The organism is Odoribacter lunatus, from assembly GCF_943193135.1.
Lineage (GTDB): Bacteria > Bacteroidota > Bacteroidia > Bacteroidales > Marinifilaceae > Culturomica > Culturomica lunata.
The window spans coordinates 43,237-66,212 of sequence record NZ_CALPCZ010000001.1 but is presented as its reverse complement, the minus strand read 5'-3'; the positions used below and the strand labels follow the sequence as shown (position 1 = coordinate 66,212).

At 43.8% G+C, this 22,976-nt stretch carries 19 protein-coding genes; 10 read left to right on the top strand and 9 right to left on the bottom strand.

Annotation, left to right across the window (positions count from 1 at the left end):
• Window positions 1–178 precede the first annotated feature (178 nt).
• The 7 genes from NFR61_RS00275 to NFR61_RS00245 all read left to right on the top strand — a co-directional run bounded on the left by NFR61_RS00275 (window position 179) and on the right by NFR61_RS00245 (window position 5,278).
• The gene (locus NFR61_RS00275; RefSeq protein ID WP_251619741.1) at window positions 179–541 is read left to right on the top strand and encodes a 3TM-type holin; all 363 of its coding nucleotides are present in this window, start codon (window positions 179–181) and stop codon (window positions 539–541) included.
• Between the two features lie 36 nt (window positions 542–577).
• The gene (locus NFR61_RS00270) at window positions 578–1,204 is read left to right on the top strand and encodes an N-acetylmuramoyl-L-alanine amidase (protein ID WP_251619740.1); all 627 of its coding nucleotides are present in this window, start codon (window positions 578–580) and stop codon (window positions 1,202–1,204) included.
• A gap of 154 nt (window positions 1,205–1,358) precedes the next feature.
• Window positions 1,359–2,003 carry a hypothetical protein gene (locus NFR61_RS00265; protein ID WP_251619739.1) on the top strand — a complete coding sequence of 215 codons (645 nt, stop codon included), beginning with the start codon at window positions 1,359–1,361 and terminating at the stop codon, window positions 2,001–2,003.
• 112 nt (window positions 2,004–2,115) lie between these two features.
• Complete coding sequence (locus NFR61_RS00260) at window positions 2,116–2,748, top strand: DUF6266 family protein (protein WP_251619738.1); 633 nt, start codon at window positions 2,116–2,118, stop codon at window positions 2,746–2,748.
• Complete coding sequence (locus NFR61_RS00255) at window positions 2,745–2,939, top strand: hypothetical protein (protein ID WP_251619737.1); 195 nt, start codon at window positions 2,745–2,747, stop codon at window positions 2,937–2,939. The genes NFR61_RS00260 and NFR61_RS00255 overlap by 4 nt, the downstream gene beginning before the upstream one ends.
• Window positions 2,940–3,104: 165 nt before the next feature.
• Window positions 3,105–4,178 (top strand): GDP-mannose 4,6-dehydratase, encoded by a 1,074-nt coding sequence (gene gmd, locus NFR61_RS00250; RefSeq protein ID WP_251619736.1) that lies wholly within the window; start codon window positions 3,105–3,107, stop codon window positions 4,176–4,178.
• 23 nt (window positions 4,179–4,201) lie between these two features.
• Window positions 4,202–5,278 (top strand): GDP-L-fucose synthase family protein, encoded by a 1,077-nt coding sequence (locus tag NFR61_RS00245; RefSeq protein ID WP_251619735.1) that lies wholly within the window; start codon window positions 4,202–4,204, stop codon window positions 5,276–5,278.
• On the opposite strand, the gene NFR61_RS00240 is transcribed toward NFR61_RS00245, so the two are convergent.
• From NFR61_RS00240 to tgt, 7 genes are all read right to left on the bottom strand, one after another.
• The gene (locus NFR61_RS00240; protein ID WP_251619734.1) at window positions 5,279–6,424 is read right to left on the bottom strand and encodes a Wzz/FepE/Etk N-terminal domain-containing protein; all 1,146 of its coding nucleotides are present in this window, start codon (window positions 6,422–6,424) and stop codon (window positions 5,279–5,281) included.
• Between the two features lie 18 nt (window positions 6,425–6,442).
• A complete protein-coding gene (locus NFR61_RS00235; protein ID WP_251619733.1) occupies window positions 6,443–9,010 on the bottom strand; it encodes an SLBB domain-containing protein in 2,568 nt (855 codons plus the stop codon).
• 93 nt (window positions 9,011–9,103) lie between these two features.
• The gene (locus NFR61_RS00230; protein ID WP_251619732.1) at window positions 9,104–9,601 is read right to left on the bottom strand and encodes a UpxY family transcription antiterminator; all 498 of its coding nucleotides are present in this window, start codon (window positions 9,599–9,601) and stop codon (window positions 9,104–9,106) included.
• 32 nt (window positions 9,602–9,633) lie between these two features.
• The gene (locus NFR61_RS00225) at window positions 9,634–11,556 is read right to left on the bottom strand and encodes a polysaccharide biosynthesis protein (RefSeq protein WP_251619731.1); all 1,923 of its coding nucleotides are present in this window, start codon (window positions 11,554–11,556) and stop codon (window positions 9,634–9,636) included.
• A 134-nt stretch (window positions 11,557–11,690) separates the two neighbouring features.
• Window positions 11,691–12,635: a pseudouridine synthase gene (locus tag NFR61_RS00220; protein WP_420910088.1), complete on the bottom strand. Its 945-nt coding sequence runs from the start codon at window positions 12,633–12,635 to the stop codon at window positions 11,691–11,693.
• A gap of 45 nt (window positions 12,636–12,680) precedes the next feature.
• On the bottom strand, window positions 12,681–13,760 hold the full coding sequence (locus NFR61_RS00215; protein WP_251619730.1) for an LptF/LptG family permease: 1,080 nt from the start codon (window positions 13,758–13,760) through the stop codon (window positions 12,681–12,683).
• Between the two features lie 17 nt (window positions 13,761–13,777).
• Window positions 13,778–14,908 carry a tRNA guanosine(34) transglycosylase Tgt gene (tgt, locus tag NFR61_RS00210; RefSeq protein ID WP_251619729.1) on the bottom strand — a complete coding sequence of 377 codons (1,131 nt, stop codon included), beginning with the start codon at window positions 14,906–14,908 and terminating at the stop codon, window positions 13,778–13,780.
• Between the two features lie 180 nt (window positions 14,909–15,088).
• On the opposite strand from tgt, the gene NFR61_RS00205 reads away from it, so the two are divergent.
• Together NFR61_RS00205 and NFR61_RS00200 are read left to right on the top strand one after the other, a co-directional pair.
• A complete protein-coding gene (locus tag NFR61_RS00205; RefSeq protein WP_251619728.1) occupies window positions 15,089–17,296 on the top strand; it encodes a S9 family peptidase in 2,208 nt (735 codons plus the stop codon).
• An 11-nt stretch (window positions 17,297–17,307) separates the two neighbouring features.
• The gene (locus tag NFR61_RS00200; RefSeq protein WP_251619727.1) at window positions 17,308–18,768 is read left to right on the top strand and encodes an aminoacyl-histidine dipeptidase; all 1,461 of its coding nucleotides are present in this window, start codon (window positions 17,308–17,310) and stop codon (window positions 18,766–18,768) included.
• A gap of 43 nt (window positions 18,769–18,811) precedes the next feature.
• Here the strand turns inward: NFR61_RS00200 and NFR61_RS00195 are convergent, their stop codons facing one another.
• On the bottom strand, window positions 18,812–19,378 hold the full coding sequence (locus tag NFR61_RS00195; RefSeq protein WP_251619726.1) for an HAD family hydrolase: 567 nt from the start codon (window positions 19,376–19,378) through the stop codon (window positions 18,812–18,814).
• Window positions 19,375–19,953: a nitroreductase family protein gene (locus NFR61_RS00190; RefSeq protein ID WP_251619725.1), complete on the bottom strand. Its 579-nt coding sequence runs from the start codon at window positions 19,951–19,953 to the stop codon at window positions 19,375–19,377. The genes NFR61_RS00195 and NFR61_RS00190 overlap by 4 nt, the downstream gene beginning before the upstream one ends.
• A gap of 131 nt (window positions 19,954–20,084) precedes the next feature.
• Here NFR61_RS00190 and NFR61_RS00185 point away from each other — a divergent pair, with 131 nt between their 5' ends.
• Entirely contained in the window at window positions 20,085–22,889 is a 2,805-nt protein-coding gene (locus NFR61_RS00185; RefSeq protein WP_251619724.1) for a PD-(D/E)XK nuclease family protein, read from the top strand.
• Window positions 22,890–22,976 lie beyond the last annotated feature (87 nt).

The window sequence follows — 22,976 nt, the reverse complement described above, 5'->3', positions numbered from 1 at the left end:
TTTACAAACACATATAGCCTGTTTTTTTACACCCGTAATTTTATTTCATTTTATAACATATTGATTCCCACACTTTTTTGATAATTTATAAAAAATAATTATCTAAAAAACAGGTTAGTAGCCAATCCCCCTTTTGCCCTCAGATTAGTTTTGCCTTGCAATTTAATCCAACAGGCTTATGAAAAAAATAACCAATCTGGTAAGTGAAGTCGGTGGAATCATCGACAACCTTTCCCTCTCGGCAAGCGAGAAAAAACAAATCCGTTCGACCATCGTCGATACCCTTTATCATTATGCTTCGGAACTGGAAAAAGAGCAAGCGACAATTATCCGTACCGAAGCACAGGGAAACTGGCTGCAAAAATCGTGGCGCCCCATTGTTATGTTAGCGTTTACCCTTATTGTCCTCCTCGGCGCTTTCATTCCGATTCCTCTACTCGAGAATACCTCTGAATTCTGGAATCTGCTGGAAATCGGTCTCGGCGGTTATGTCATCGGACGCAGCATTGAAAAAGTAACCGGAAAAATCCGGAAGATTTAAGTATTTCCATTATCTAACCATTTATTAAACTCTATCATGTATCTGAAAAATCACCTTCTCGCAGGAAAATACAGCGGACGAACCGCCCATCACCTGCATTGCGACAAACACTGCGGACGTCTTTTACGTCCCGATACCATTGTTCTCCACTACACAGGCGGAGCGGATGCCATTTCATCCGCCCACCATCTTGCCCGCCCCGATACGGATGCTTCCGCCCATATAGTCATTGCACGCGACGGTGGCATTATTCAACTTTTGCCCTTCAACACGATAGCCTGGCATGCGGGTAAAAGCGAATATGAGGGGCGCACCAACCTCAACCGCTATTCCATCGGCATCGAAATGGACAATGCCGGCCAACTGCACCGCCGGGGTGACCGCTTTTATTCATGGTTTAAGCGTGAATATATGCCCGATGAAGTCTATACCCACTGTGAAAACGGACAGGCTACATACTGGCACAATTACACACTGGCGCAAATCCAATCCGTCTTTGCCGTATGCAAGCTGCTGCTACTTAACTATCCGATACAACACATCGTGGGACATTCGGATATCAGTAGCCGGAAAATTGATCCGGGTCCCGCCTTCCCGATGGAGAAATTCCGGCACCAGCTTTTGCTGCATCATACGCCGCATCAAACTCCGTTCGGAGGATGAAATTCCAGGGTATTTTGCCGTTTCAAGTCCGAATCATCTCCGTTTCACCTCCGTTCCAGAACAGCGCAGAACGGGAAAAGATTCGTTCTAGAGAGTTTTCACCTTTGTAAAAAGATTGTACGAAACAGATTTTAAACACAAATAAATTCTTACTATGGCTATTGTTTTTTCATCCTTTTTCAACAAACTGAAAGGTAAAATCGGCAATTTGATTTTATACGAAGCCAGAGGGCAGGTCCGAATGCGAGCTAACAGTATGTCTAATACAATTCCTCAAACCCCTGCACAACAACTGCAACAAGCCCGCTTGCGAACAGCCGTTGCTTTTTACAGAGCAAATAATGAAAGTACTCTTCCACACATTTGGAGAGCTGCTGCCCGAGATAAGATTATGAGCGGTTACAATCTTTTTCTGCGCTGTAACATGTCCGTTTTTGACACAAGTTTCCGAATCAATGACTACAGTCAATTACAGATAAGCCGGGGACGGCTGGAGTTTCCACAATCCTTACGATTGGAAAACTATGGCTATGGAAAAGTTTACTTGAAATGGAAAAATATTCTCCCTCCCACTTCATTACACATGTCTGACCGCCTGCATGCCGTCTGGCTTGACGGTAAGGGGAATTTTTCCCTGCATGTACTCTCTTTTCCCGAGGTTCAGCGCAGGGACGAGGAGGCTGTATTGCCTCTGCCTGAAGCCGGGAGCAAGGAGGTGCATCTATACGTTTATTTCTCCAATAAGGAAGAGAATCAGTTTTCTCCGAACAGGTATTTTTATCTGCCGGCAATAGAATAAATCCCTATTTTACAGAGACAACGACAGAAATAACCACCGTTGTATCAACCGGTTTCCTTTGCAGGAATACCCATTTATCAATTATCTTATGTTTTACTTAAAATTAAATTTTATGGCAATTTTCAGATCGACTATTTTTGACAATGTTAGACAAAAACTGGCAAATACGGTGATGTACCGGCTCAATTCGCAAGGTATCATGCGTTCCAATCCCGGGAAGATACGTAATCCCAAGACGCCGGAACAATTAGCTCAACGTGCCAAGATGAGTCTGCTATCGGATTTGTCCCGCAGGATGGCGCCTGTGATTAAGGTCGGTTTCAAGCCCTTGGCGACCAAACAATCCGTATACAATGCCTTTGTACAGACGAATGACTCTCTTGTGGCTGTAGACGAGGATTTTAACGCTACATTGGCTCCGGAACAGATGTTGTGTTCACAAGGGGTTTTGAGAGAACCGGAGGTGTCGGTAACATGGGATAGCGAAGCCGAAGAAGTGGTGCTTACCCATGCAGCAGAAGAGGTAACCGGATTATCCGCCAAAGATGATAATGTATATGTCGGTTTGTTTGAAAAAGAACGGCGCGAATCTATTTTGGCCGAATTGGGCGAACGGAAGAATGATATGACGAAGCAAGTCAAGTTACCGAAACGCTGGAGCAAAGAAAATCTTTGTATTTATGCTTTCGCTGTCAGTAAATCGAAACGGAATGCTTCATCCTCCTATTGCATAGAGTTGTCATGAACCGATTGTTCGATTTTTCAACAGGAACGCTGATGACTTTTATTTTCAGTCATTCTCTGTTTCCTTCGGACCTCGGCAATATTCTGATACGGCAATTGTTAAGCCTTGCAGGCGGTATTCTTAGTACGATTGTCATTGCCCGTCTCAAACGCCGTTGGGATAACCGATTACCACCTTCTGCCGGAGTTTAAATAATCCGGTTTCTTTTCCCCCGCTAAGAAAATAGCGGGGGATTTTTTATATGAAAAAGGAGTGTATGTTTTAATAAACAGGCATTTGTAGGTTAGATGTTTAATCGTTACTTTTGTCTACAGATTCAATTATTTGAAAGTACTAAATAAAAGTCTACATTATATATGAAGAAGACTGCACTGATTACAGGTATTACAGGACAGGACGGCTCGTTTCTGGCAGAATTTTTAATTGAAAAAGGCTACGAGATTCACGGTATTATGAGACGTTCATCTTCGTTCAATACGGGACGAATTGAGCATCTCTATCTAGATGAATGGGTGCGAGATATGAAACAACAACGGTTGATTAATTTGCATTACGGTGACATGACAGATTCAAGTTCGCTGATGCGGATTATTCAGCAGGTACATCCCGATGAGATATATAATCTGGCTGCCCAAAGCCACGTAAAAGTCAGCTTTGATGTTCCGGAATATACCGCAGAAACGGATGCCGTAGGTACGTTACGGTTGCTGGAGGCGGTACGGATTTTAGGACTAGAGAAAAAGACTCGCATTTATCAGGCTTCGACGTCCGAATTGTTTGGATTAGTACAGGAAGTGCCGCAAAGAGAAACGACCCCTTTCTATCCTCGCAGTCCATACGGTGTGGCTAAACAGTACGGATTCTGGATTACTAAAAATTACCGAGAGGCTTACGATATGTTTGCCGTGAACGGCATTTTATTTAATCATGAAAGTGAGCGAAGGGGAGAAAATTTCGTTACCAGAAAAATTACTTTAGCGGTAAGCCGTATTGTCCAAGGTTTTCAGGATAAACTTTATATGGGTAATCTAGATGCTTTACGCGACTGGGGATACGCGAAGGATTATGTGGAATGTATGTGGCTTATGCTGCAACATGAGACGCCGGAGGATTTTGTCATTGCCACCGGACAAATGCACACCGTACGGGAGTTTTGCACATTGGCTTTCCGTGAAGTAGGCATTGAGTTAGCATGGCAAGGAAAGGGAATTACGGAAAAAGGTATTGACAGGAATAGCGGAAAAGTGTTGGTTGAAGTAGACGCCAAATATTTCCGTCCGACAGAAGTGGAACAATTACTGGGTGACCCTACTAAGGCTAAGACTTTGTTGGGCTGGAATCCTACCAAGACGTCTTTTGAGCAGTTGGTTAAGATTATGGTAGAGCATGACATGCGTTTCGTAAAAAAGTTGTACCACAGAAATGAATAATAAGACACCGAAGAAACGGTATTATGGAGAAAGACAGCAAAATATACGTGGCTGGACACCGGGGGTTGGTTGGGTCCGCCATCTGGAAAAATTTACAAGCAAAGGGGTATACCCATTTAATCGGAAAGAGTCATCAGGAATTGGATTTACTGGATGGTATCGCCGTCCGGAATTTTTTCGATAAGGAGCAACCTGAATATGTGTTTTTAGCCGCCGCTTTTGTCGGTGGAATTATGGCCAACAGTATTTACCGAGCAGATTTTATTTTCAATAATTTACAAATACAACAAAATATTATAGGGGAAAGTTTCCGACACCATATCAAGAAGTTATTGTTTCTCGGCAGTACTTGCATTTATCCCAGAGATGCCGAACAACCAATGAAGGAGGATGCCCTCCTTACCTCTCCTTTGGAATATACAAATGAACCTTATGCCATTGCCAAGATTGCCGGATTAAAAATGTGTGAGAGTTTTAATTTGCAATACGGTACAAATTATATTGCTGTTATGCCGACTAACCTCTATGGTCCCAATGATAATTTTGATTTGGAACGCAGCCATGTTTTACCGGCTATGCTACGTAAAATTTATATAAGCAAATGTTTGCAGGAAAAGGCATGGAATGAAGTGAGACGAGATTTGGATAAGCGGCCAGTAGAAAGTGTTGACGGCAAAGCTTCGCAAGAAAAGATTTTAGAGGTATTAGCCCAATATGGCATTACGCAGGAAGGTGTGGAGTTGTGGGGAAGTGGCAAACCATTGCGAGAATTTTTATGGAGTGAGGAAATGGCAGATGCTTGCGTATATATTATGGAGCGAATAAATTTTACAGATTTAAGAAGCAATGAGAATGAGGTCCGAAATTGTCATATCAATATCGGTACAGGCAAAGAGTTAAGTATTGCCCACTTAGCTGATTTAATAGCCAAAGAGATCGGTTATCAAGGTAATATCCGTTTTAATCCGACGAAGCCCGATGGTACGATGCGCAAATTAACAGATGTCACCAAGATACATCAATTAGGCTGGCATCACCATATTGAGATTGAAGAGGGTGTGAGAAAAATTGTTGACTGGTATAAGGCGACAAACCGCTGATTATTCTATTACCATTTTCCGAAGTTTCTCGTTGTCGAATATATCGGCAATAAAGGGCAGTGCCAATACGAGTCCGATTCCTGCAAATCCGCCTAAAAAGGTAAATAAGACAAGTATTAATCCCCTTTTCGGTTTGGAGCGTTCCCAGGGTATTGTGACCGGGTCTATGATTGTTAGTATCGGGGTGGTTTCTTTGACTTGTATTTTTGCCTGTTCCAATTGTTTTGCCAGTTCGGAATAGACGCTTAACGCCAAGTTGTAGCGTGTCTCCAGCATTTCACTTTCTGTCTGTGCCCGTGCGGATTTGATGTTTTTGTTGGCATCCAAAAAGATGGCTCTTTCCTGCTGTATTTGCTCAAAACTGCGTTTGGCTTCGTCGTAGCGTTCCTGTACAAAGTCTAAATTGGATTGGACTTTTTCTATCTTAAATTCTGTAATATAGCGCTGCAGCATGATTTGTACTTTTTCCGCCAGTTGTGCCGCAGCCAATGGTTCGGGCATATTAACGGTCAATTGCACATACCCGTCTTTTTCATTTATATTCAGATTTACATTTTTTTTCAGTGCATCCATGCACCTTTTTTCTTTTTCCGTGAGTGTCTGCAATCCCCCGGCAAGTGCATCCCCCATGACCGTATCGGGCTGTTCTCCCCGTATGGCTTTCAGGATAACTCCCGGCAATCCGATGGTGTATTTCAATATGACTCCTCCTATACTGTGTTTACGATATTTCTCATCGGTATAGTAGTCGTATAGCTGAACCGGTTGGTCGTATTCTTCAAATTTAAGTACCGTTTTCATTAATTCTTTCTGAAACGGTATGCTTTCCAATATTTTGGGATACATTTTAGGAGACATGATTTCTCCTCCTCCGAGGTCTCCCAGATTAATACCTGCCATGGCTGCCAATCCGCTCAATCCTCCACTCATTTTCTTTTCCGAGGATTGGGGTACCATAGTGCAGCCTGCCGTATATTCTTTCGCACTAAATATGGCAACTAATAGACCAAGAAATATAAATACCAATGTTACCCGCAATATAAGTTTACGGTTTTTCCATAATTTACGGATAACTTCTATCAAATCGATTTCCGTTTCCTGACTATCCTGAGGTGTATTGGTGTACTGATTTTGTTCCATACTCATTGTTCCCGGTCTTTAGCTTTATTTAGACGAATTTATTATGGAGGTTACCATTGCCGCCATTGAGGTTGTAGAGGTTGCCAAACTTAATATTTCCGCTAATCCGAAACCTCTACGCTGTTGTTTCATGGGCACGATTATTTCGCTCCCGGGTTTTACGTCCAGTTTCCCTCTCCGGGCGACAGCAACGGTGCCGTTCATATATATGATAAAGGCCCTGCTTTTTCGTGCACGTTGCGCATATCCACCTGCCTGGGAAATGTAATATGAACTTTTAACTTTAGGTTTATATACGACCGTATTCGGGTACATGACGCCACCGCTTATCCGTACTGTTCCGTTGTATTCCGGTACTATCAGACGGTCTCCCTCTTTCAGGATAATATCATAATCCGAACCGGGCTTTTTCAAGGCGTTATCCAATTCTATACCTACGGAATAGAATTCATCCAATTCCATCATCGATACGTTAATGGTATCATTTCCTGCCTGTTGCTGCGCCAGTTTTTTCAATGTCTGCTGTATCAGATTTTTTTCTTCGTCCGTCATTTTACGCATCAGGCGGGCTCCTTCGGGGTAGGCCTCCGGTGTAAGTCCTCCCGCCCTTTTTATCATATCCGACAGACGTTCCCCTTTTTTAGCCAACGCATATTCTCCGGCAAACATGATTTCCCCTTCTACAGATATATTCTGTTGTTCCTGGTAGCCCGGAGAACGCCGGATATATACTTCGTCGAATGGTTTCAAGGTAAAATCGGAGGGGCCTCCGACGATTAAACCGTCTTTTAGTGTGAAGGTATAAGTTTCCGCCCGCTGGTCTCCCATTTGCAAACTTTTCGGGTCTTTTATCCTTCGGGCGACATCCACTCTTACGGTTGAAGCTGATTCCAATAATCCCCCGCTCTGTATGACCAAATCTTCCAGAGTCATGTTGTCTACGTATTTATATACGCCGGGATATCCTACTTCCCCTTTTACCGAGATTGTATATTCTTCCTGTAATTCAAAGATGGAAGGGATATAAACAACGTCATTCTTTTTCAATTCAACATTTGTGGTTCCTGCCATAATTCCCGCCATATCTACGGGAATTACTTCCATGGAAAAGTCCGGTTTTTCCCGATAGATTACCGCTCTATTCGGGAATGCGTCGCCCCGTAAACCATCCGCTTTGTCTATCAAGTCCGCAACTGTGGAGAGTTCCTCATCCAGTGCATAAAGTCCTTCCCGGTATACAGACCCCCTCACTTCCACTTTGTTTTCAAAACGCTCCAATACAGAATCTACTGTTACCAAGTCTCCGTCGGTTAAGATAAAGGTATCGTATTTTTTTGCGTCCACATTATATACTTGTCTTTCCCGTCCGCTTTTACGAATAATCCGGATGTTTCTTTTATAAGCATCTCCGGTAAATCCTCCGGAATAATTCAATAAGTCACTTATCTTTTCGTCATCTTTCAATTCATAAATCATCGGACGTTTTACTTTCCCTTCTATTTTCACTTGGTTTTGGTAAGGTTCTACGACGATTACATCCCCATCCTGCAACATCATGTTTACCTCTGTCCGGCCTTTCAATAAGTAGCTGTATATATCTCCGTCCGCCACTTCCTGTCCATTCCGGTATATTTTCATGCTGCGGAGCGATCCTATCGGGTTTACTCCTCCTGCACTATACAAGGCATGAAATGCCGATGCCAAAGAAGGCAAGGTATAGGTTCCGGGCATTAATACCTCTCCCATGACGTTTACCTGTATGCTTCTGATATTTCCCAAGGTCAATGCTATCTCCGTGTTTCCGGAAGATATTCCGGAGTATATTTTGCTCAGTTCGTTTTTTACGCGTGCATTGGCTGCTTTAGCTGTCAATCCTGCCAGATGAAGGGGACCGTATTCCTCTATGATGATGTTTCCGTCCGGTGAAATGACCTGACGTATGTTATTTTGAGAGGCTCCCCATACATCAATGATAACTTCGTCTCCCGGTCCCAATACATAGTTGTCGGGAGTTGCAATATTCAGTTGCGGTTCAAAGGTCAATAAATTATTATTGAATACATCCCGGCCGAAGATTTGGTTTTCCCGTTGTTTCAACAGTTTCAACAAACGTTCATTTACTTCCATTTCCATGGTCAGGGAGTCCAATAAATCAACACCGGTATCTTCTTCAAAGTTGAGCATATCCATCGGATCGACTTCCGGCTGTTGTTTTAAGAAGCGTTTATCCATCAACTCTTTGGGTGTTTTTTCTTTTTCCGTATCGGATGTTTTTTTGGATGTTGCGGTGGTCTTATCTGTATTATTTTTCGTCGTCTGATTCTGTTTGGTTGTCGTTCTCAAACGGCTATCCGTAGGTTGAGATGTTGCATTCGCTCCCCCTAATTCTCCATTTTCATAAGATGCTTTTAAGCGCATAATTTGCTCTTTGGTTACGCCTTTCTGTGTCAGCATCAGTATCATCTGTTGCTGGGACATTCCCTGTTTTTGAGCATCTTTCAATAATTTGATTACTTGCTCATCCGACATTTGAGCAAGTACCCGGAGTATTCCACACAATACCAAAAATACCAATAATGCGATTCTTTTCACCCGTCGTAGAATTAAATTAATACTTATCTTTCCAATGTATATTTTACGCAAAATTACTCAAAAAAAGCCTTACAATGAAAAATTCACACCGTTTTATTCGGTTAATTTTTCGACCCAGCTTACCGGTATGGTTGTGAGGGCACAACCGAAGTATTGCAAGCGGATGGCTATTTTATATTTTCCTCTCATTTCCACCAGTTCCCCTATCAGTCCCTCCAGATTTCCCTGTTTCACTCTTACGGTGTCGCCCACATTTACCGGAGATGCTACAAATTCCACTTCGTCGAAGGCATGTTCAACCATCATTTGAAGCCGGTGCATCTGTATATCCGGTATGGAGACCGGTACTGCTTTTTCTTTCAGGAATGTAACAACTCCCGGAATGTTCAAGACTTTTAATATGTTTTCCGGTGAAATATGAACAAATATATAACCGGATATTAACGGCAGTTGAATTTTCTTTTTCCGGTCTGTCCAAATTCTGATTTCCGTACGCAAAGGCAAGTAGTTTTCAATACCCGCTTCATCCAAACGTTGCTTTATTTTCTTTTCTGCGCGAGAAGCGGTGTATACGGCATACCAAAATAGCATGTATCAATAACAGGTTTTATAATTAGCAACGCTTATTCTTTTACAGCCTTTTCCATCATCCGCTCTACTTTTACAGCTTCAAGTTGAAAATCGATTTCCTCGTAAACCGAGTTTTTCGATTTAAATTCAGGCACAATCAATTTCATTTTCCGCACAACTTCAAAAGTATCTCCCGTCTTCAATATATTATACAGGTCGTCTATCTCCTCCTTTATTTCGTCGAAGTCATATTCCCGGACTTTAGCCCGTTTGATTCGTTTGTGAGGTGTCGGCAAGGTTGTTTCCTTGACATTAAGGACTTCTTCGTATAATTTTTCTCCCGGCCGCAAGCCTGTAAATACGATATGAATATCTTTCCCTACTTCAAATCCCGACAATTTTATCATTTTACGTGCCAAATCAACGATTTTAACGCTTTCTCCCATATCAAAAACGAATATCTCACCGCCTTCTCCCAATGCTCCCGCCTGCAATACCAACTGACACGCTTCGGGGATTGTCATAAAGAACCGGGTGATATCCGGATGAGTAACCGTTACGGGACCTCCTGCTTCTATCTGTTTCGAGAATCGGGGTATCACGGAGCCGTTTGAGCCCAATACGTTTCCAAAACGGGTTGTAATAAAAGATGTTTTTGACTGGCTGTTCAATGATTGGATATAAATTTCGGCTATCCGCTTTGTGCATCCCATTACATTGGTCGGGTTTACCGCTTTATCCGTCGAAACCATTACAAATTTATCGACACCGTATTTCACAGCCAAATCCGCCATATTTTTCGTACCGAAGACGTTGGTCTTTATTCCCTCCAACGGCAAGAGTTCCACCATGGGCACATGCTTGTATGCGGCGGCATGGTAGACGACATCCGGTTTGTATTTTACAAACACACTTTCTGCCCGTGCATACTCCCTGACGTCTCCCATTTCTATGGCATAATCACTGAAACGGAATTTCTCCGACAATTCCAGTTGTATATCGTACAATGGTGATTCCGCTTCATCAAATAAAACAATTTTCGCCGGTTTAAAATGGGTTAATTGTCTGACAATTTCACTTCCGATGGAACCGGCCGCTCCCGTCACCAATATTGTTTTATTCAACAGTTGCTTACGCAATTCGTTATCTTCCAATTCTATTACGCCCCTATCCAACAAATCCTCTATCTTTATATTTTTTATATGGCGGATATTCAGCTCTCCGTTAATCCAACTCTCAAACTGAGGTACTTCCAATACATTGACGTTGTATTTCAGACATGTTTCTATCAACGCCCTTTTTTTATCCTGTGCCAACAGTTTTTTGGCAATCACGACTTTATCAACCGTATAGCGTTTCAACAAGTAAGCCAATGACTGTGATTTATATATTTTCACGCCTTCCAGGACTTTGCCTGCTTTCTTGTCGTTCATATCTACAAAAGCCAGAATGCTGTAAGAGGCATCCACCGCATTATCCAATGCATGCTTCGCCATCAGCCCGTATTCATCACTTCCACAAATAATTACATTTCTTTTTATTTTCTGTGCATCTACGTATTGGGCAAAGGTTATCTTCACGAATAGGCGGCTCACGGTCATCATACACATCAATACCATGTATTCTATCAACAAGAAGCCCAAAGGAATGAAGAAAGGCTGACCGAAAATAAAGAATCCCGCATTAAATAAGAGCAGTACCAATTCCCCCGCTGTCAGGACATAAAATATCCGCAATACATCTTCTGTCCCTGTGTAACGTATAATTCCGGAATAAGTGCGCCCGATAATAAAACTAATCACCCTCACGCCAATCACTACTGCCATAATTTTCAGCAGTGCCTGCCAACTAATCTTGTCCAATTGAAAGTTTGCCAATACCAAACAAGCGATAGCTATGGCAAACAGACTTAAACAGACATCAATAACAAATATAATCCATCGCGGGGTATAAGAGATTTTTTGCAAAACTCTCATTCTATTAATCCTATGCGATACAAAAGCTACCATATCCGTTATTTATACTAAGGCGACGCAAGATATATATTTTTATTCAAAAATATTAAAATTATACAACAAATTTCACTTGCTGTATATGCCCTATCTCACCATTAATATATTTTCAATACGCGTACTTCTTCCGAAGTTAAGAAACGCCATCTTCCCCGAGGTAGATTTTTTTTGGTTATGCCGGCAAAGTATACCCTATCCAATTTTTCAATCTGATAGCCCAAATGTTCAAATATTCTTCTGACTATCCGGTTCCGTCCTGAATGAATTTCTATCCCCACTTGGGTCTGGTCGGTTGAAACGTAACTGATTTCGTCCGCTTTTATCTCTCCGTCCTCAAGTTCTACCCCTGTGCTGATTGCTTCCATATCTTTTAGCGCCAACGGCTTGTTCAAGAATACGTGATAGATTTTCTTATGTTCATATTTCGGATGAGTCAGTTTTTTTGACAAGTCTCCGTCATTTGTAAAAAGCAATACACCTGTCGTTTGTCTGTCCAGTCTTCCCACCGGGAAAACCCGCTCTTTACAGGCATCTGCAATCAATGCCATTACGGTTTTCCGTTCCTGCGGGTCCTCTACGGTTGTCACATAATCTTTCGGTTTGTTCAAGACGATGTAGACCTTCTTTTCCGGAACCACTGTTTTGCCGTCCACCTCTACTTTATCGCTTCTTTTTACCTTTACCCCTATTGCCTGGACTATTACATTATTCACCTTCACCCTTCCTTCCGCAATCAATACGTCCGCATCCCGGCGCGAGCAAACGCCACTCATGGATATGTAACGATTCAAACGCAGTTCCGCATCCGCTTTTTCCGTTTTTTTTATCCGGTGCGCCAATTGCTTTTTCTTGCTGTAATGTCTGGCCCGCAGTTCGTCTCTTTTTTGGGTATCCCGTTGTTCTCCCTCTTCTTTTTTACGAAATTTGCTGAAAGGTACTTTACCGTTTCTCTCCCGACGTTCATTTCTTCCATATCTGCCCTTATTATCCCCTTCCTCTCTGTAGCTACGTCTTTTCTCCTGCCTATTACTAAACTTATTCATGATTTGTAATTAATATCTTATTGAACATACTTCACTCATACATTGCTATTTGGGCGCAGTCCTATATACAAAGAAAGCTATTACCGAAAATAAGATATTCGGTATCCACACCGCTAATAACGGATTCATGTTTCCATTTGTTGCAAAAACGGTGGAAAACTGCATAAATAAAATATACGAAAAACTCAATAATAGCCCCAAGCCCAGATGCAAGCCCATTCCTCCCCGAATTTTCCGGGAAGAAATACTTACTCCGATTAATGTCAGAATAAATGTGGCAAAGGTATTAGCCCACATTTTATATTTTTCTATCTGAAATTCAACTACGTTTGAGCTTCCCCTTAATTTCATCCGGTCTATATATTCTTCCAGTTCCGGCAAGGTCAATTGCTCTTTTATTTTACTCGGATCTTTTGAAAATTCCGAGGGCATAAATCCCAATAATGTATCCAATTGCTTCCCCGTGGTATAGCGTTCCTCGTCACCGTCCAATTCCCTCAATTTCCAATTTATTATAACCCATTTCTCTTTTTCTTTATCCCAAGAGATACGGGAAGAGGTCAGTTTGCTTTTCAATATGTTATCCTCAAAGTTTTCAAGAGAGAAATCGTATCCCACATTGGCGGCTACAGAGTAACTGGACATATAAATAAACACCCCGGGTGCTATCTGCCGATGAATGTTAGACTCTTTATTGGAGTATTTTTTCCCCATATACTGCTCCTGAAAGAGAATCCGTTTCTGGTTTGCGTTCGGAATAATGAATCCTCCCAGGACAAAAGAGAAGACAGCAATAATACAAGCCGAGATAAAATAAGGGTATAAGAAACGCTTAAAACTGATACCGGTACTGAGAATAGCAATAATCTCACTGTCATAAGCCATTTTGGAGGTAAAGAATATCACCGAAATAAATGTAAACAGAGAAGAGAATACATTCGCAAAATAGGGTATAAAGTTCAAATAATAATCAACAATAATGGCTTTCAGCGGTGCCTCATTCTCCAAGAACTTTTCCAGTTTCTCGGATACATCGAACACGACTACAATACAAAGAATCAAGAGCAGACAAAAAAAGAATGTGCCCAAAAATTTTCGTATGATATATAAGTCGAGCGTCTTCATGCCTGTACATTAAAAATTTAGAGACGGGTGGTTATCTTCTTTATCATGCCGGTTTTCCATTTCATAAAATCTCCCGCAGCGATATGTTGCCGGGCTTCGCGCACCAGCCACAAATAAAAGGCCAGGTTATGAATGGAACAAATCTGCAAGCCTAATATTTCGTCGGCTTTAATCAAATGCCTCAAATAAGCTTTCGTGTATTCTTTATCAACGAAACACAATCCGGCAGGGTCAAGGGCGGAAAAGTCCCGTTCCCATTTCTTATTCTTTATATTGATTACGCCCTCCGTCGTAAACAACATGCCATTACGTCCGTTGCGGGTCGGCATCACACAATCAAACATATCCACCCCCCGGGCAATCCCTTCCAATATATTTTCGGGAGTCCCCACTCCCATCAAATAACGGGGTTTGTCCTGCGGCAATATACGATTCACCACCTCTATCATCGCATACATTTCCTCCGTCGGTTCACCGACAGCCAAGCCGCCGATGGCATAGCCCGCCCTGTTCAAAGAAACGGCATGTTCCGCCGCCCGTTCCCGCAAATCTTTATACACACACCCCTGCACAATAGGAAACAAGTTCTGTTCATATCCATACAACGGTTCCGTCGCATCCAAACGGGCCACACAACGTTCCAGCCAGCGCTGGGTCAGTTCCAGTGACTTTTTGGCGTATGCATACTCACTGTTCCCCGGCGGACACTCATCAAAAGCCATTATAATATCCGCACCGATTTTGCGTTGGATGTCCATTACATTTTCAGGTGTAAAAATATGCTTTGACCCGTCGATATGCGACCGGAAAATAACCCCTTCTTCCGTTATCTTCCGGTTATCCGTCAAAGAAAAGACCTGAAATCCCCCGCTGTCCGTCAATATCGGCCGATCCCACGCATTGAATTTATGGAGCCCTCCAGCGGCCTGCAACACGTCAGTACCCGGACGCAAATAAAGATGATAGGTATTGCCTAAAATTATTTCCGCATCGATATCCTGTTTCAACTCCCTTGCATGCACAGCTTTTACCGTTCCCACCGTACCCACCGGCATAAAAATAGGCGTATGTATCTCCCCGTGTGCAGTCGATAAAACTCCGCAACGGGCCTCACTATCTTTATCCTTGGCTAATAAACTGAAATTCATGCGTTCTCCTAACTTTACTCCTAACAAAAATGCAAAGATACACTTTTTTATCGAAATTGCTTTACCCGACCACATTCCCGCATGAAACACTTTGAAAACAGATATTTTTTTCAAACCTTTGGAGCTGCTAAAAAATAAATCTAATAAAAATCATAAACTATACATTAACTTATTGATAAAATGAAAAAAGCATACATTGTTATCATTCTGTTTTTCCTCTGTGGCGCCTTTTTCACTTCCAGCGCGCAAAACCAATCAATTACATTAGAAGATATTCTTGTTAAAGACACATTCCGGGCTAAAGGCGTACACGGGCTTCGGTCCATGAACGACGGAGAACACTATACCGTATTGGAAAACAATGGTAAAAAAATCACCCGATACAGCTACAAAACGGGGAAACCGGTCTCTACCCTATTAAATCTGGATTCAATAGAATCAAAAAATATTCAACGCATCAGTAACTATCAATTCAATCACGACGAAAGCCGGATATTGATAAGCACCAATATCCGCCCCATTTACCGCCGTTCATACACAGCGGATTACTACATCTATGATTTTAAGAACAAAGAATTAAAACCGCTTTCCGAGCAAGGAGGACAGCGCTTGGCCACGTTCTCTCCCGACGGCTCCCGCATCGCCTTCATGCGCGATAACAATCTTTTCATCCACGACCTGCGGTTCGGCTCCGAACAGCAAATCACCTTCGACGGCAAATACAACCACATCATCAACGGGGCACCGGATTGGGTTTACGAAGAAGAATTTGCCTTCAACAAAGCCTTTGAATGGGCTCCTGACGGCTCCGCTATCGCTTACATCAAATTCAATGAATCCGACGTCAGGGAATACCCCATGAACATGTTTCAAGGACAGAGTCCCGAACTGAAAGACAATGAACTTTATCCCTCCGTATACAGCTATAAATACCCGAAAGCCGGAGAAACAAACTCCACGGTTTCCGTCCATGTCTACGACATACAGGATAAAACCACCCTCACCATGGACACCGGAGAAGAACAAGACATTTACATTCCGCGCATCCGCTGGACGAAAGACCCCAAACGGCTTGCCATTATCCGTTTAAACCGGTTGCAAAACAAAATGGATATATTATTGGCAAACGTACGCACAGGTCATACCACTTCCCTGTACAGAGAAGAAAACAAATACTATATCGATGAAAGCAATTTAGACAACTTCATCTTTCTGGAAGACGGCAAACAATTTGTCATCACCAGCGAGAAAAGCGGTTATATGCACCTGTATCTGCATGACATAAGCGGTCGGGAAATCAAAGCGCTCACATCCGGCGATTACGACATCTCCGATTTTTACGGTTATGACCCCGTCCGGAAGCTATTCTATTACTCCTCTTTTGAGGAATCCCCGCTCGAAAAACAGATTTATTCCGTAGATGCCAAAGGGAAGAAAACAAAGATAACAACGGTCAAAGGCTGGAATACCGTTGATTTCAGCAAAACCTACAACTATTACATCAACACCGTATCCGACATACAGACACCGCCGGTTACCCGCCTGTTCAATGCCAAAAATAAACTTATCCGAGTATTGGAAGACAACAAGCAACTGACGGAAACCATACAAGACTATGCGCTCTCACCCAAAGAATTTATCCAGATTCCGGCAGCGGACGGTGAAACACAACTCAATGCCTGGATTATGAAACCGGTAAATTTTGACCCGTCCCGGAAATATCCGGTATTGATTACTCAATATAGCGGTCCGAATTCACAGCAGGTGAAGAATGCCTGGGGAGGCGTGAACTGGTTAAACTACCTGACACAGGAAGATTACATCGTCGTTTGCATTGACCCCAGAGGTACCGCAGCCCGGGGAGAAGAATTCCGCAAATGCACTTACATGCAATTAGGAAAACTGGAAAGCGACGATATGATTGCTTCCGCCCAATGGCTGGCAAAACAACCGTATGTAGACTCGCAGAAAATAGGAATATGGGGATGGAGTTACGGAGGCTTCATGTCCTCCCTCTGCATACTCAAGGGTAATCACGTATTCAATACCGCCATTGCCGTAGCGCCTGTCACAAGTTTCAAATACTATGATTCCATTTATACCGAACGTTACATGCGCACCCCGCAGGAAAACGAAAAAGGCTATGCCGAACACGCCCCCCTGAACTGGGCGGACAAACTGAAAGGCAACCTCCTTCTCTGTCACGGAACAGCAGATGATAACGTACACGTACAAAATACGTATGAATTAGCAGAACGCCTAGTACAAGCCAACAAACAATTCGACATGGGAATCTATAACAACAGGAACCACAGCATTTACGGAGGCAATACCAGTCTGCAACTTTACTCCAAATTCGTAAAATACTTAAATGAACATCTGAAATAAAATATAAAACTATGGCAACATTACAAGATTTACAACCTACAGCCATCTGGCAAAATTTCTACAAGCTGACACAAGTTCCCAGACCTTCCAACCACGAAGAAAAAGCAAGGGAATTTATGCTCAACTGGGCAAAAGAAAACCACATTGACGCCCGCATCGACAACGCAGGAAACATCATCATGACCAAACCTGCCACGCCGGGCATGGAAAACCGGAAAGGCGTCATCTTACAGGGCCATTTGGACATGGTACCCCAAAAAAATGAAGATACCGTCCATGACTTCACCAAAGACCCTATCAACGCCTACGTTGATGGAGAATGGGTACGCGCCAAAGGCACCACATTAGGAGCAGACAACGGTATGGGAGTAGCCGCTGCTATGTCTGTTCTCACGGCTACGGACATCCCGCACGGCCCTATCGAAGTACTCATTACCGCCACCGAAGAAACCGGCATGGACGGAGCTATCGGCTTAAAAGCCGGAGAACTAAAAGGCGAAATCCTGCTTAACATGGACTCCGAAACCGAAGGGGAACTATACGTCGGATGTGCCGGAGGACTGGATTCTACCTTTGAATTCAACTACCTGGAAGAAAAAACACCGGCCGGAAGCAAAGCCTACAAACTCTCACTGAAAGGATTAAAAGGCGGGCACTCCGGCATGGATATCAACTTGGGAAGAGGCAATTCCAACATCCTGTTATTCCGTTTTCTGAAAGCCTGCGCCCAAGAACTCGGCCTGGCACTCTCTTCCATTAACGGAGGCTCATTAAGAAACGCCATTCCCCGGGAAAGTTTCGCAGTAATAACCATACCGCAGGAGAAAGAAAACTTGTTAAAACAAAGAATCAGCGAATACGCTGCCATTTACAAAGCAGAACTTCAACTCACGGAACCGGACTTGCAATTCTTCATGGAAGAAGTCGCCCTTCCGGCACAAATCATGACCAAAGATTTGCAGACACGGCTAATCAACGCTATCGTAGCCTGTCCGAACGGAGTTATCCGCATGTCCGATGCCATGCCCGGAACCGTAGAAACGTCCAACAACCTAGCCCTCATACAATCCGGCAACGGCAAAATCGTTATTAACACACTTATGCGCTCTTTCGTTGAAACGGCAAAAAGCGCCCTGGCCGAATCGCTGGACGCTGTATTCCAATTAGCCAAAGCCGATAAAATACTCTTCGACGGGGCTTACCCCGGTTGGAAACCCAATCCGGATTCCGCCATATTAAAACTAATGCAAGAGACCTATCGGAAAATGTACGGTAAAGAACCACAGGTGATGGCTATCCACGCCGGCCTAGAGTGCGGTATCCTCGGGTCAAAATATTCAAACTGGGACATGATATCTTTCGGACCGACCATCTGTCATCCCCATTCCCCCGATGAGAAAGTAAACATTGCATCCGTTGGGAAATTCTGGGACTACCTGAAAGAAATCCTGAAAAACATCCCCGCAAAATAAAAACAACACGGCACCCCGGAACACAAAAAATTCCGGGGTGTATTTATTTAACGCAAAAATCAAGCAGACATCTGTCCTCCAGCCACATTTGCAGACGGTCTCCAATCTTCAATCCCCGATAACGAAACGGACTCCCGCAATAAAAAAAATCCCCGATTTTAATCATATAATAAGCGCCTGCCATCGCCACAAACCGGTTCATACTTTCAGGCAAATCATCGGAAGCCTCCTCCCAAACAACTGTACCATTCACCGCCATCCGGTACGTTACACGCCGCCCGTCATACTCCGCCATCTCACTCTGCGCCGCCGATTCATCAAAAGAAGAAGCCAACCCGAAAGGCAAACCCCGCTCCTTCAAACGCCGCTCTAGCGTATCCGCATAAAAGCGAATCCCCACCCCAATCTCATTATAATAACGGGAAGCAAAACGCTCCGAAAACCCTTTCCCCAGTTTACAGGCGCGCAACACCAACTGGGGCACACAACTCACTTCCTCTGTAAAAGCAGGAAAATAAAAATCATTGTTATTCCTCAACAATGCGTTGTCTCCCACCACGCTCAACGTTATCTCTCCTTCCGGAGCATACTCGGCACACAGCAATTTCATAACTCCTCCCTTCTTACCCAAAGTTCCTCCGCCTTCCGTTTCGGCACATGGTGAACCTGCTCCGCATCCCGCCAATACTTAAACCCATTATCCCGCATATCCTCTATAACCACCTTCTCACAAGGTTTACCCAAAGCTATCACATAATTGATTTTCAAAAAGTCAGGTAATCCCAATACTGCCCGCAACTTTTCATTCTTAAACGACTTAATCACACACCCGCCGTACCCCTTTTCCACAGCAGCCAATAAAATCGTCTGAATCTGAATACCGTCATCGCACAGGCAATTCTCCGAAATCCGCGTATCCAGCACCTGTACCAAATAAGCCGACGGCCGTTCTCCTTTCTCCGGTCCGTCCCAGTCTGTCAGATAGCCCGCCCACGCCAACGTTTCAAACACAACCTCACACTCTCCGGCATCCCACACCGCCACATATTTCAACGGCTGCGCATTACGCGCCGAAGCACAAAAACGGGTCAGCCCGACCCACTCCCGCAACTGTTCCTCCGAAATCCTTACCTCCTCGTCAAAGCGCCGGTAACTCCGATTCTTCTGTAACAAATCCCTAAACATAATCCCTCTGGTTAAATCCGATTTTACATTTATCCTCCCAAAAATCCCGACTATTTATTGTAAATTTGTCTCTTCAAAAATAATAACAAAAATCCAAAAGTTAAAACCCACACCCTTACTTTAAAATCCCTATGTCCTCATTCTTACACCTGCTTGCCGCCGATTTGATAAAAAAATACCCGAACTTTGAAGATACCACCGTCATCTTCCCCAACAAAAGAGCCGGACTATTCTTAGCCGATGAAATCTCAAACCTCATCAACCATCCCGTCTGGATGCCCAAAATCATCACACTTCCCGACTTCATCCGCGAACAGACAGGACTGAGGAAAGCCGATGATTTAGTGCTGACAATCAAACTGTACAAAGCCTACAGGGAAATAAACGGAAACCAGGAAACATTTGAAGACTTTTACTTCTGGGGAAACATGCTCCTTGGCGACTTCGACGACATCGACAAATACCTCGTCGACGCCAAAGCACTTTTCTCCAACCTCACGGCACTGAAAAACATAGAATACAACATTCCCTACCTCACGCCCGAACAAATCGAAGCGATAAAAAAATTCTGGTCTACATTCAACCCTCAAAAATACAGCAAAGAACAACAGGAATTCCTGAAAATCTGGGACCAGCTCTACACACTCTACACCTCCTTCAAAAACTCCTTGATACAGGAAAAAATAGCCTACGAAGGCATGTCACTCCGCCACTATCTGGAAAACATACAATCCTCCACCCATACCGGCACCATCATATTCGCCGGATTCAACGCCCTAAACCTGTGTGAAAAGCAGATATTTTCCCACTTCCAAAACACAGGGCAAGCCCTCTTTTACTGGGACTACGACCTGTACTACACCGCCAATGAATACCACGAAGCGGGAAAATACATACGGGAAAACCTGAAACTCTTCCCCAATGAACTGGGAAAAGAACACTTTAACAACTTCAAACACAACCGGAAAAACATCGAATTCATATCCGTACCCTCCACCATCGGACAAGCCAAACTCATTCCCGAACTGATAAAAGACGTCACCCCGCGGGACTACATCCAGACCGCCGTCGTACTATGCGACGAACGCATGTTATTACCCGTCATGCACTCCATACCCGACGACATCCGGAAAATCAACATAACCATGGGGTACCCCGCCCACAACACCTCGGTAGCCTCCTTGATTTTCCTGTTGGGAGAACTTCAGAAATACATGAAAAACGGAAGCTACTACTACAAACCGGTCATCGCCATACTAAACCACAAACTGGTCAAAGAATCCGCTCCCGAAGAAGTTGATAAAATAACAGACGACATCAACCGAAAAAACATCGTATACATTTCCGGAAAACAACTCCATTTCAATGAAATCACCCAAGAAATATTTTCCCGGGAAAAACAGAAACCCATCGACTACATACTCCGCATCCTGCAACTCATTTTCCGCCTTTCCGATGAAAAAGGCACCCAGTTGCACTCCGTCGAAAAGGAATTTATTTTCAATCTCATCACACAACTGCAAAGCCTCCAAAACACATTCTCCGAAGAAGGCATAGAACCGGAAGACAAACTTTACCTGCAAATCATCAACAAAGTCATACATGCCATCACCATCCCCTTCTCCGGAGAACCGCTGGAAGGCCTGCAACTCATGGGACTCATGGAAACCCGCATGCTCGACTTCAAAAAACTGATTATACTATCGGCAAACGAAGGCATCATCCCCAAGACCTCCACCGTCCCCTCCTTCATCCCCTACAACCTGCGCGTCGGATTCAGGCTGCCCACCCCGGAACACCAGGACATACTCTTCGCCTACTACTTCTACCGGCTACTCCAGCGGGCGGAGAACATACATATACTGTACACCACAGCAAGCAAAAACATCAACAGCGGCGAAATGAGCCGGTATATGTACCAGATTAAATATGAATCGGGACTACCCGTCAAAGAAATCAATTTCCAGAACCACATATCCGTTTCCAACACCCCGGCTATCACCGTCGAAAAAAACACCCGAATCAACGCATGGCTGGAAACAGTCGGCGACACCGACACCCATCCCCTCTCCCCGTCTGCATTGAACACATACATCGACTGTCCGCTGAAATTCTATTTCAAATACACCGCCGGCATCAAAGAACAGGAAGAAATAGCAGAAGAACTCGACCACCGGTTACTGGGCAACATCTTCCATGAATGCGCCGAATCCCTCTACGCCACCGTCGCACAGGAAACAATCACACCGGAAATCATCGACCGCTTTTTAAACAGCCAGTCCCTCATCGACGAACACATCCAGCGCTCCTACCTGAACTTCTACGACCGCGAGGTATCCCAACTCCTCGACAGCGGAAGCAACGAACTCATTCTGCCCATCATCCGCAAATACCTGCTTCAGATGTTCCGGTACGACCGAAAAATCTGTCCCTTCCGGATTATCTCCATGGAAAAAAAATACGTCTTCCCCCTTCAAATCGACCTAAACGGCATCACCCGGACCATCCACATCGGAGGAATCATCGACCGCATCGACGAAACCAAAAACGCCATCCGCATCATCGATTACAAAACAGGCTCGGACACCACCACATTCAAGAACATCGAATCCCTCTTTGACGGCGGCAACACCACCCGTAACAAAGCAGCCTTTCAAACCCTGCTCTACTGCCTCATGTTCGGCCACACCGACAACCGGAGCAAACCTCTGCAACCCGGCATTTACAGCACAAAACTGCTCTTCGCCCCCGATTACAACCACCTGTTGAAACACGACCAGGAATTCATAATCAACTTCGACAGATACAAAGACGAATTTGCCCCCCTTTTAAAACAACTGCTTGAAAAACTCTACTCTCCCGACGTCCCCTTCACACAGGCTCTCGACGAAAAGAAATGCCGCACCTGCCCCTATGCGGCCATTTGCGGAAAATAACCGGACTATAATAAAAAAGACCGCCTTCAGGGCGGTCTTCTATTCCTTAAATCCTATTTTAGTATTCGTCTTCGTTGAAGAAAAATT

Coding starts and splice junctions, on each gene's coding strand:
- NFR61_RS00200 (WP_251619727.1), top strand. CDS start 17,308: ATGGCAACATTACAAGATTTACAACCTACAGCCATCTGGCAAAATTTC.
- NFR61_RS00245 (WP_251619735.1), top strand. CDS start 4,202: ATGGAGAAAGACAGCAAAATATACGTGGCTGGACACCGGGGGTTGGTT.
- NFR61_RS00265 (WP_251619739.1), top strand. CDS start 1,359: ATGGCTATTGTTTTTTCATCCTTTTTCAACAAACTGAAAGGTAAAATC.
- NFR61_RS00240 (WP_251619734.1), bottom strand. CDS start 6,424: ATGAGTATGGAACAAAATCAGTACACCAATACACCTCAGGATAGTCAG.
- NFR61_RS00220 (WP_420910088.1), bottom strand. CDS start 12,635: ATGAATAAGTTTAGTAATAGGCAGGAGAAAAGACGTAGCTACAGAGAG.
- NFR61_RS00255 (WP_251619737.1), top strand. CDS start 2,745: ATGAACCGATTGTTCGATTTTTCAACAGGAACGCTGATGACTTTTATT.
- NFR61_RS00185 (WP_251619724.1), top strand. CDS start 20,085: ATGTCCTCATTCTTACACCTGCTTGCCGCCGATTTGATAAAAAAATAC.
- NFR61_RS00260 (WP_251619738.1), top strand. CDS start 2,116: ATGGCAATTTTCAGATCGACTATTTTTGACAATGTTAGACAAAAACTG.
- NFR61_RS00275 (WP_251619741.1), top strand. CDS start 179: ATGAAAAAAATAACCAATCTGGTAAGTGAAGTCGGTGGAATCATCGAC.
- NFR61_RS00230 (WP_251619732.1), bottom strand. CDS start 9,601: ATGCTATTTTGGTATGCCGTATACACCGCTTCTCGCGCAGAAAAGAAA.
- NFR61_RS00190 (WP_251619725.1), bottom strand. CDS start 19,953: ATGTTTAGGGATTTGTTACAGAAGAATCGGAGTTACCGGCGCTTTGAC.
- NFR61_RS00205 (WP_251619728.1), top strand. CDS start 15,089: ATGAAAAAAGCATACATTGTTATCATTCTGTTTTTCCTCTGTGGCGCC.
- NFR61_RS00195 (WP_251619726.1), bottom strand. CDS start 19,378: ATGAAATTGCTGTGTGCCGAGTATGCTCCGGAAGGAGAGATAACGTTG.
- NFR61_RS00270 (WP_251619740.1), top strand. CDS start 578: ATGTATCTGAAAAATCACCTTCTCGCAGGAAAATACAGCGGACGAACC.
- NFR61_RS00215 (WP_251619730.1), bottom strand. CDS start 13,760: ATGAAGACGCTCGACTTATATATCATACGAAAATTTTTGGGCACATTC.
- NFR61_RS00225 (WP_251619731.1), bottom strand. CDS start 11,556: ATGAGAGTTTTGCAAAAAATCTCTTATACCCCGCGATGGATTATATTT.
- tgt (WP_251619729.1), bottom strand. CDS start 14,908: ATGAATTTCAGTTTATTAGCCAAGGATAAAGATAGTGAGGCCCGTTGC.
- gmd (WP_251619736.1), top strand. CDS start 3,105: ATGAAGAAGACTGCACTGATTACAGGTATTACAGGACAGGACGGCTCG.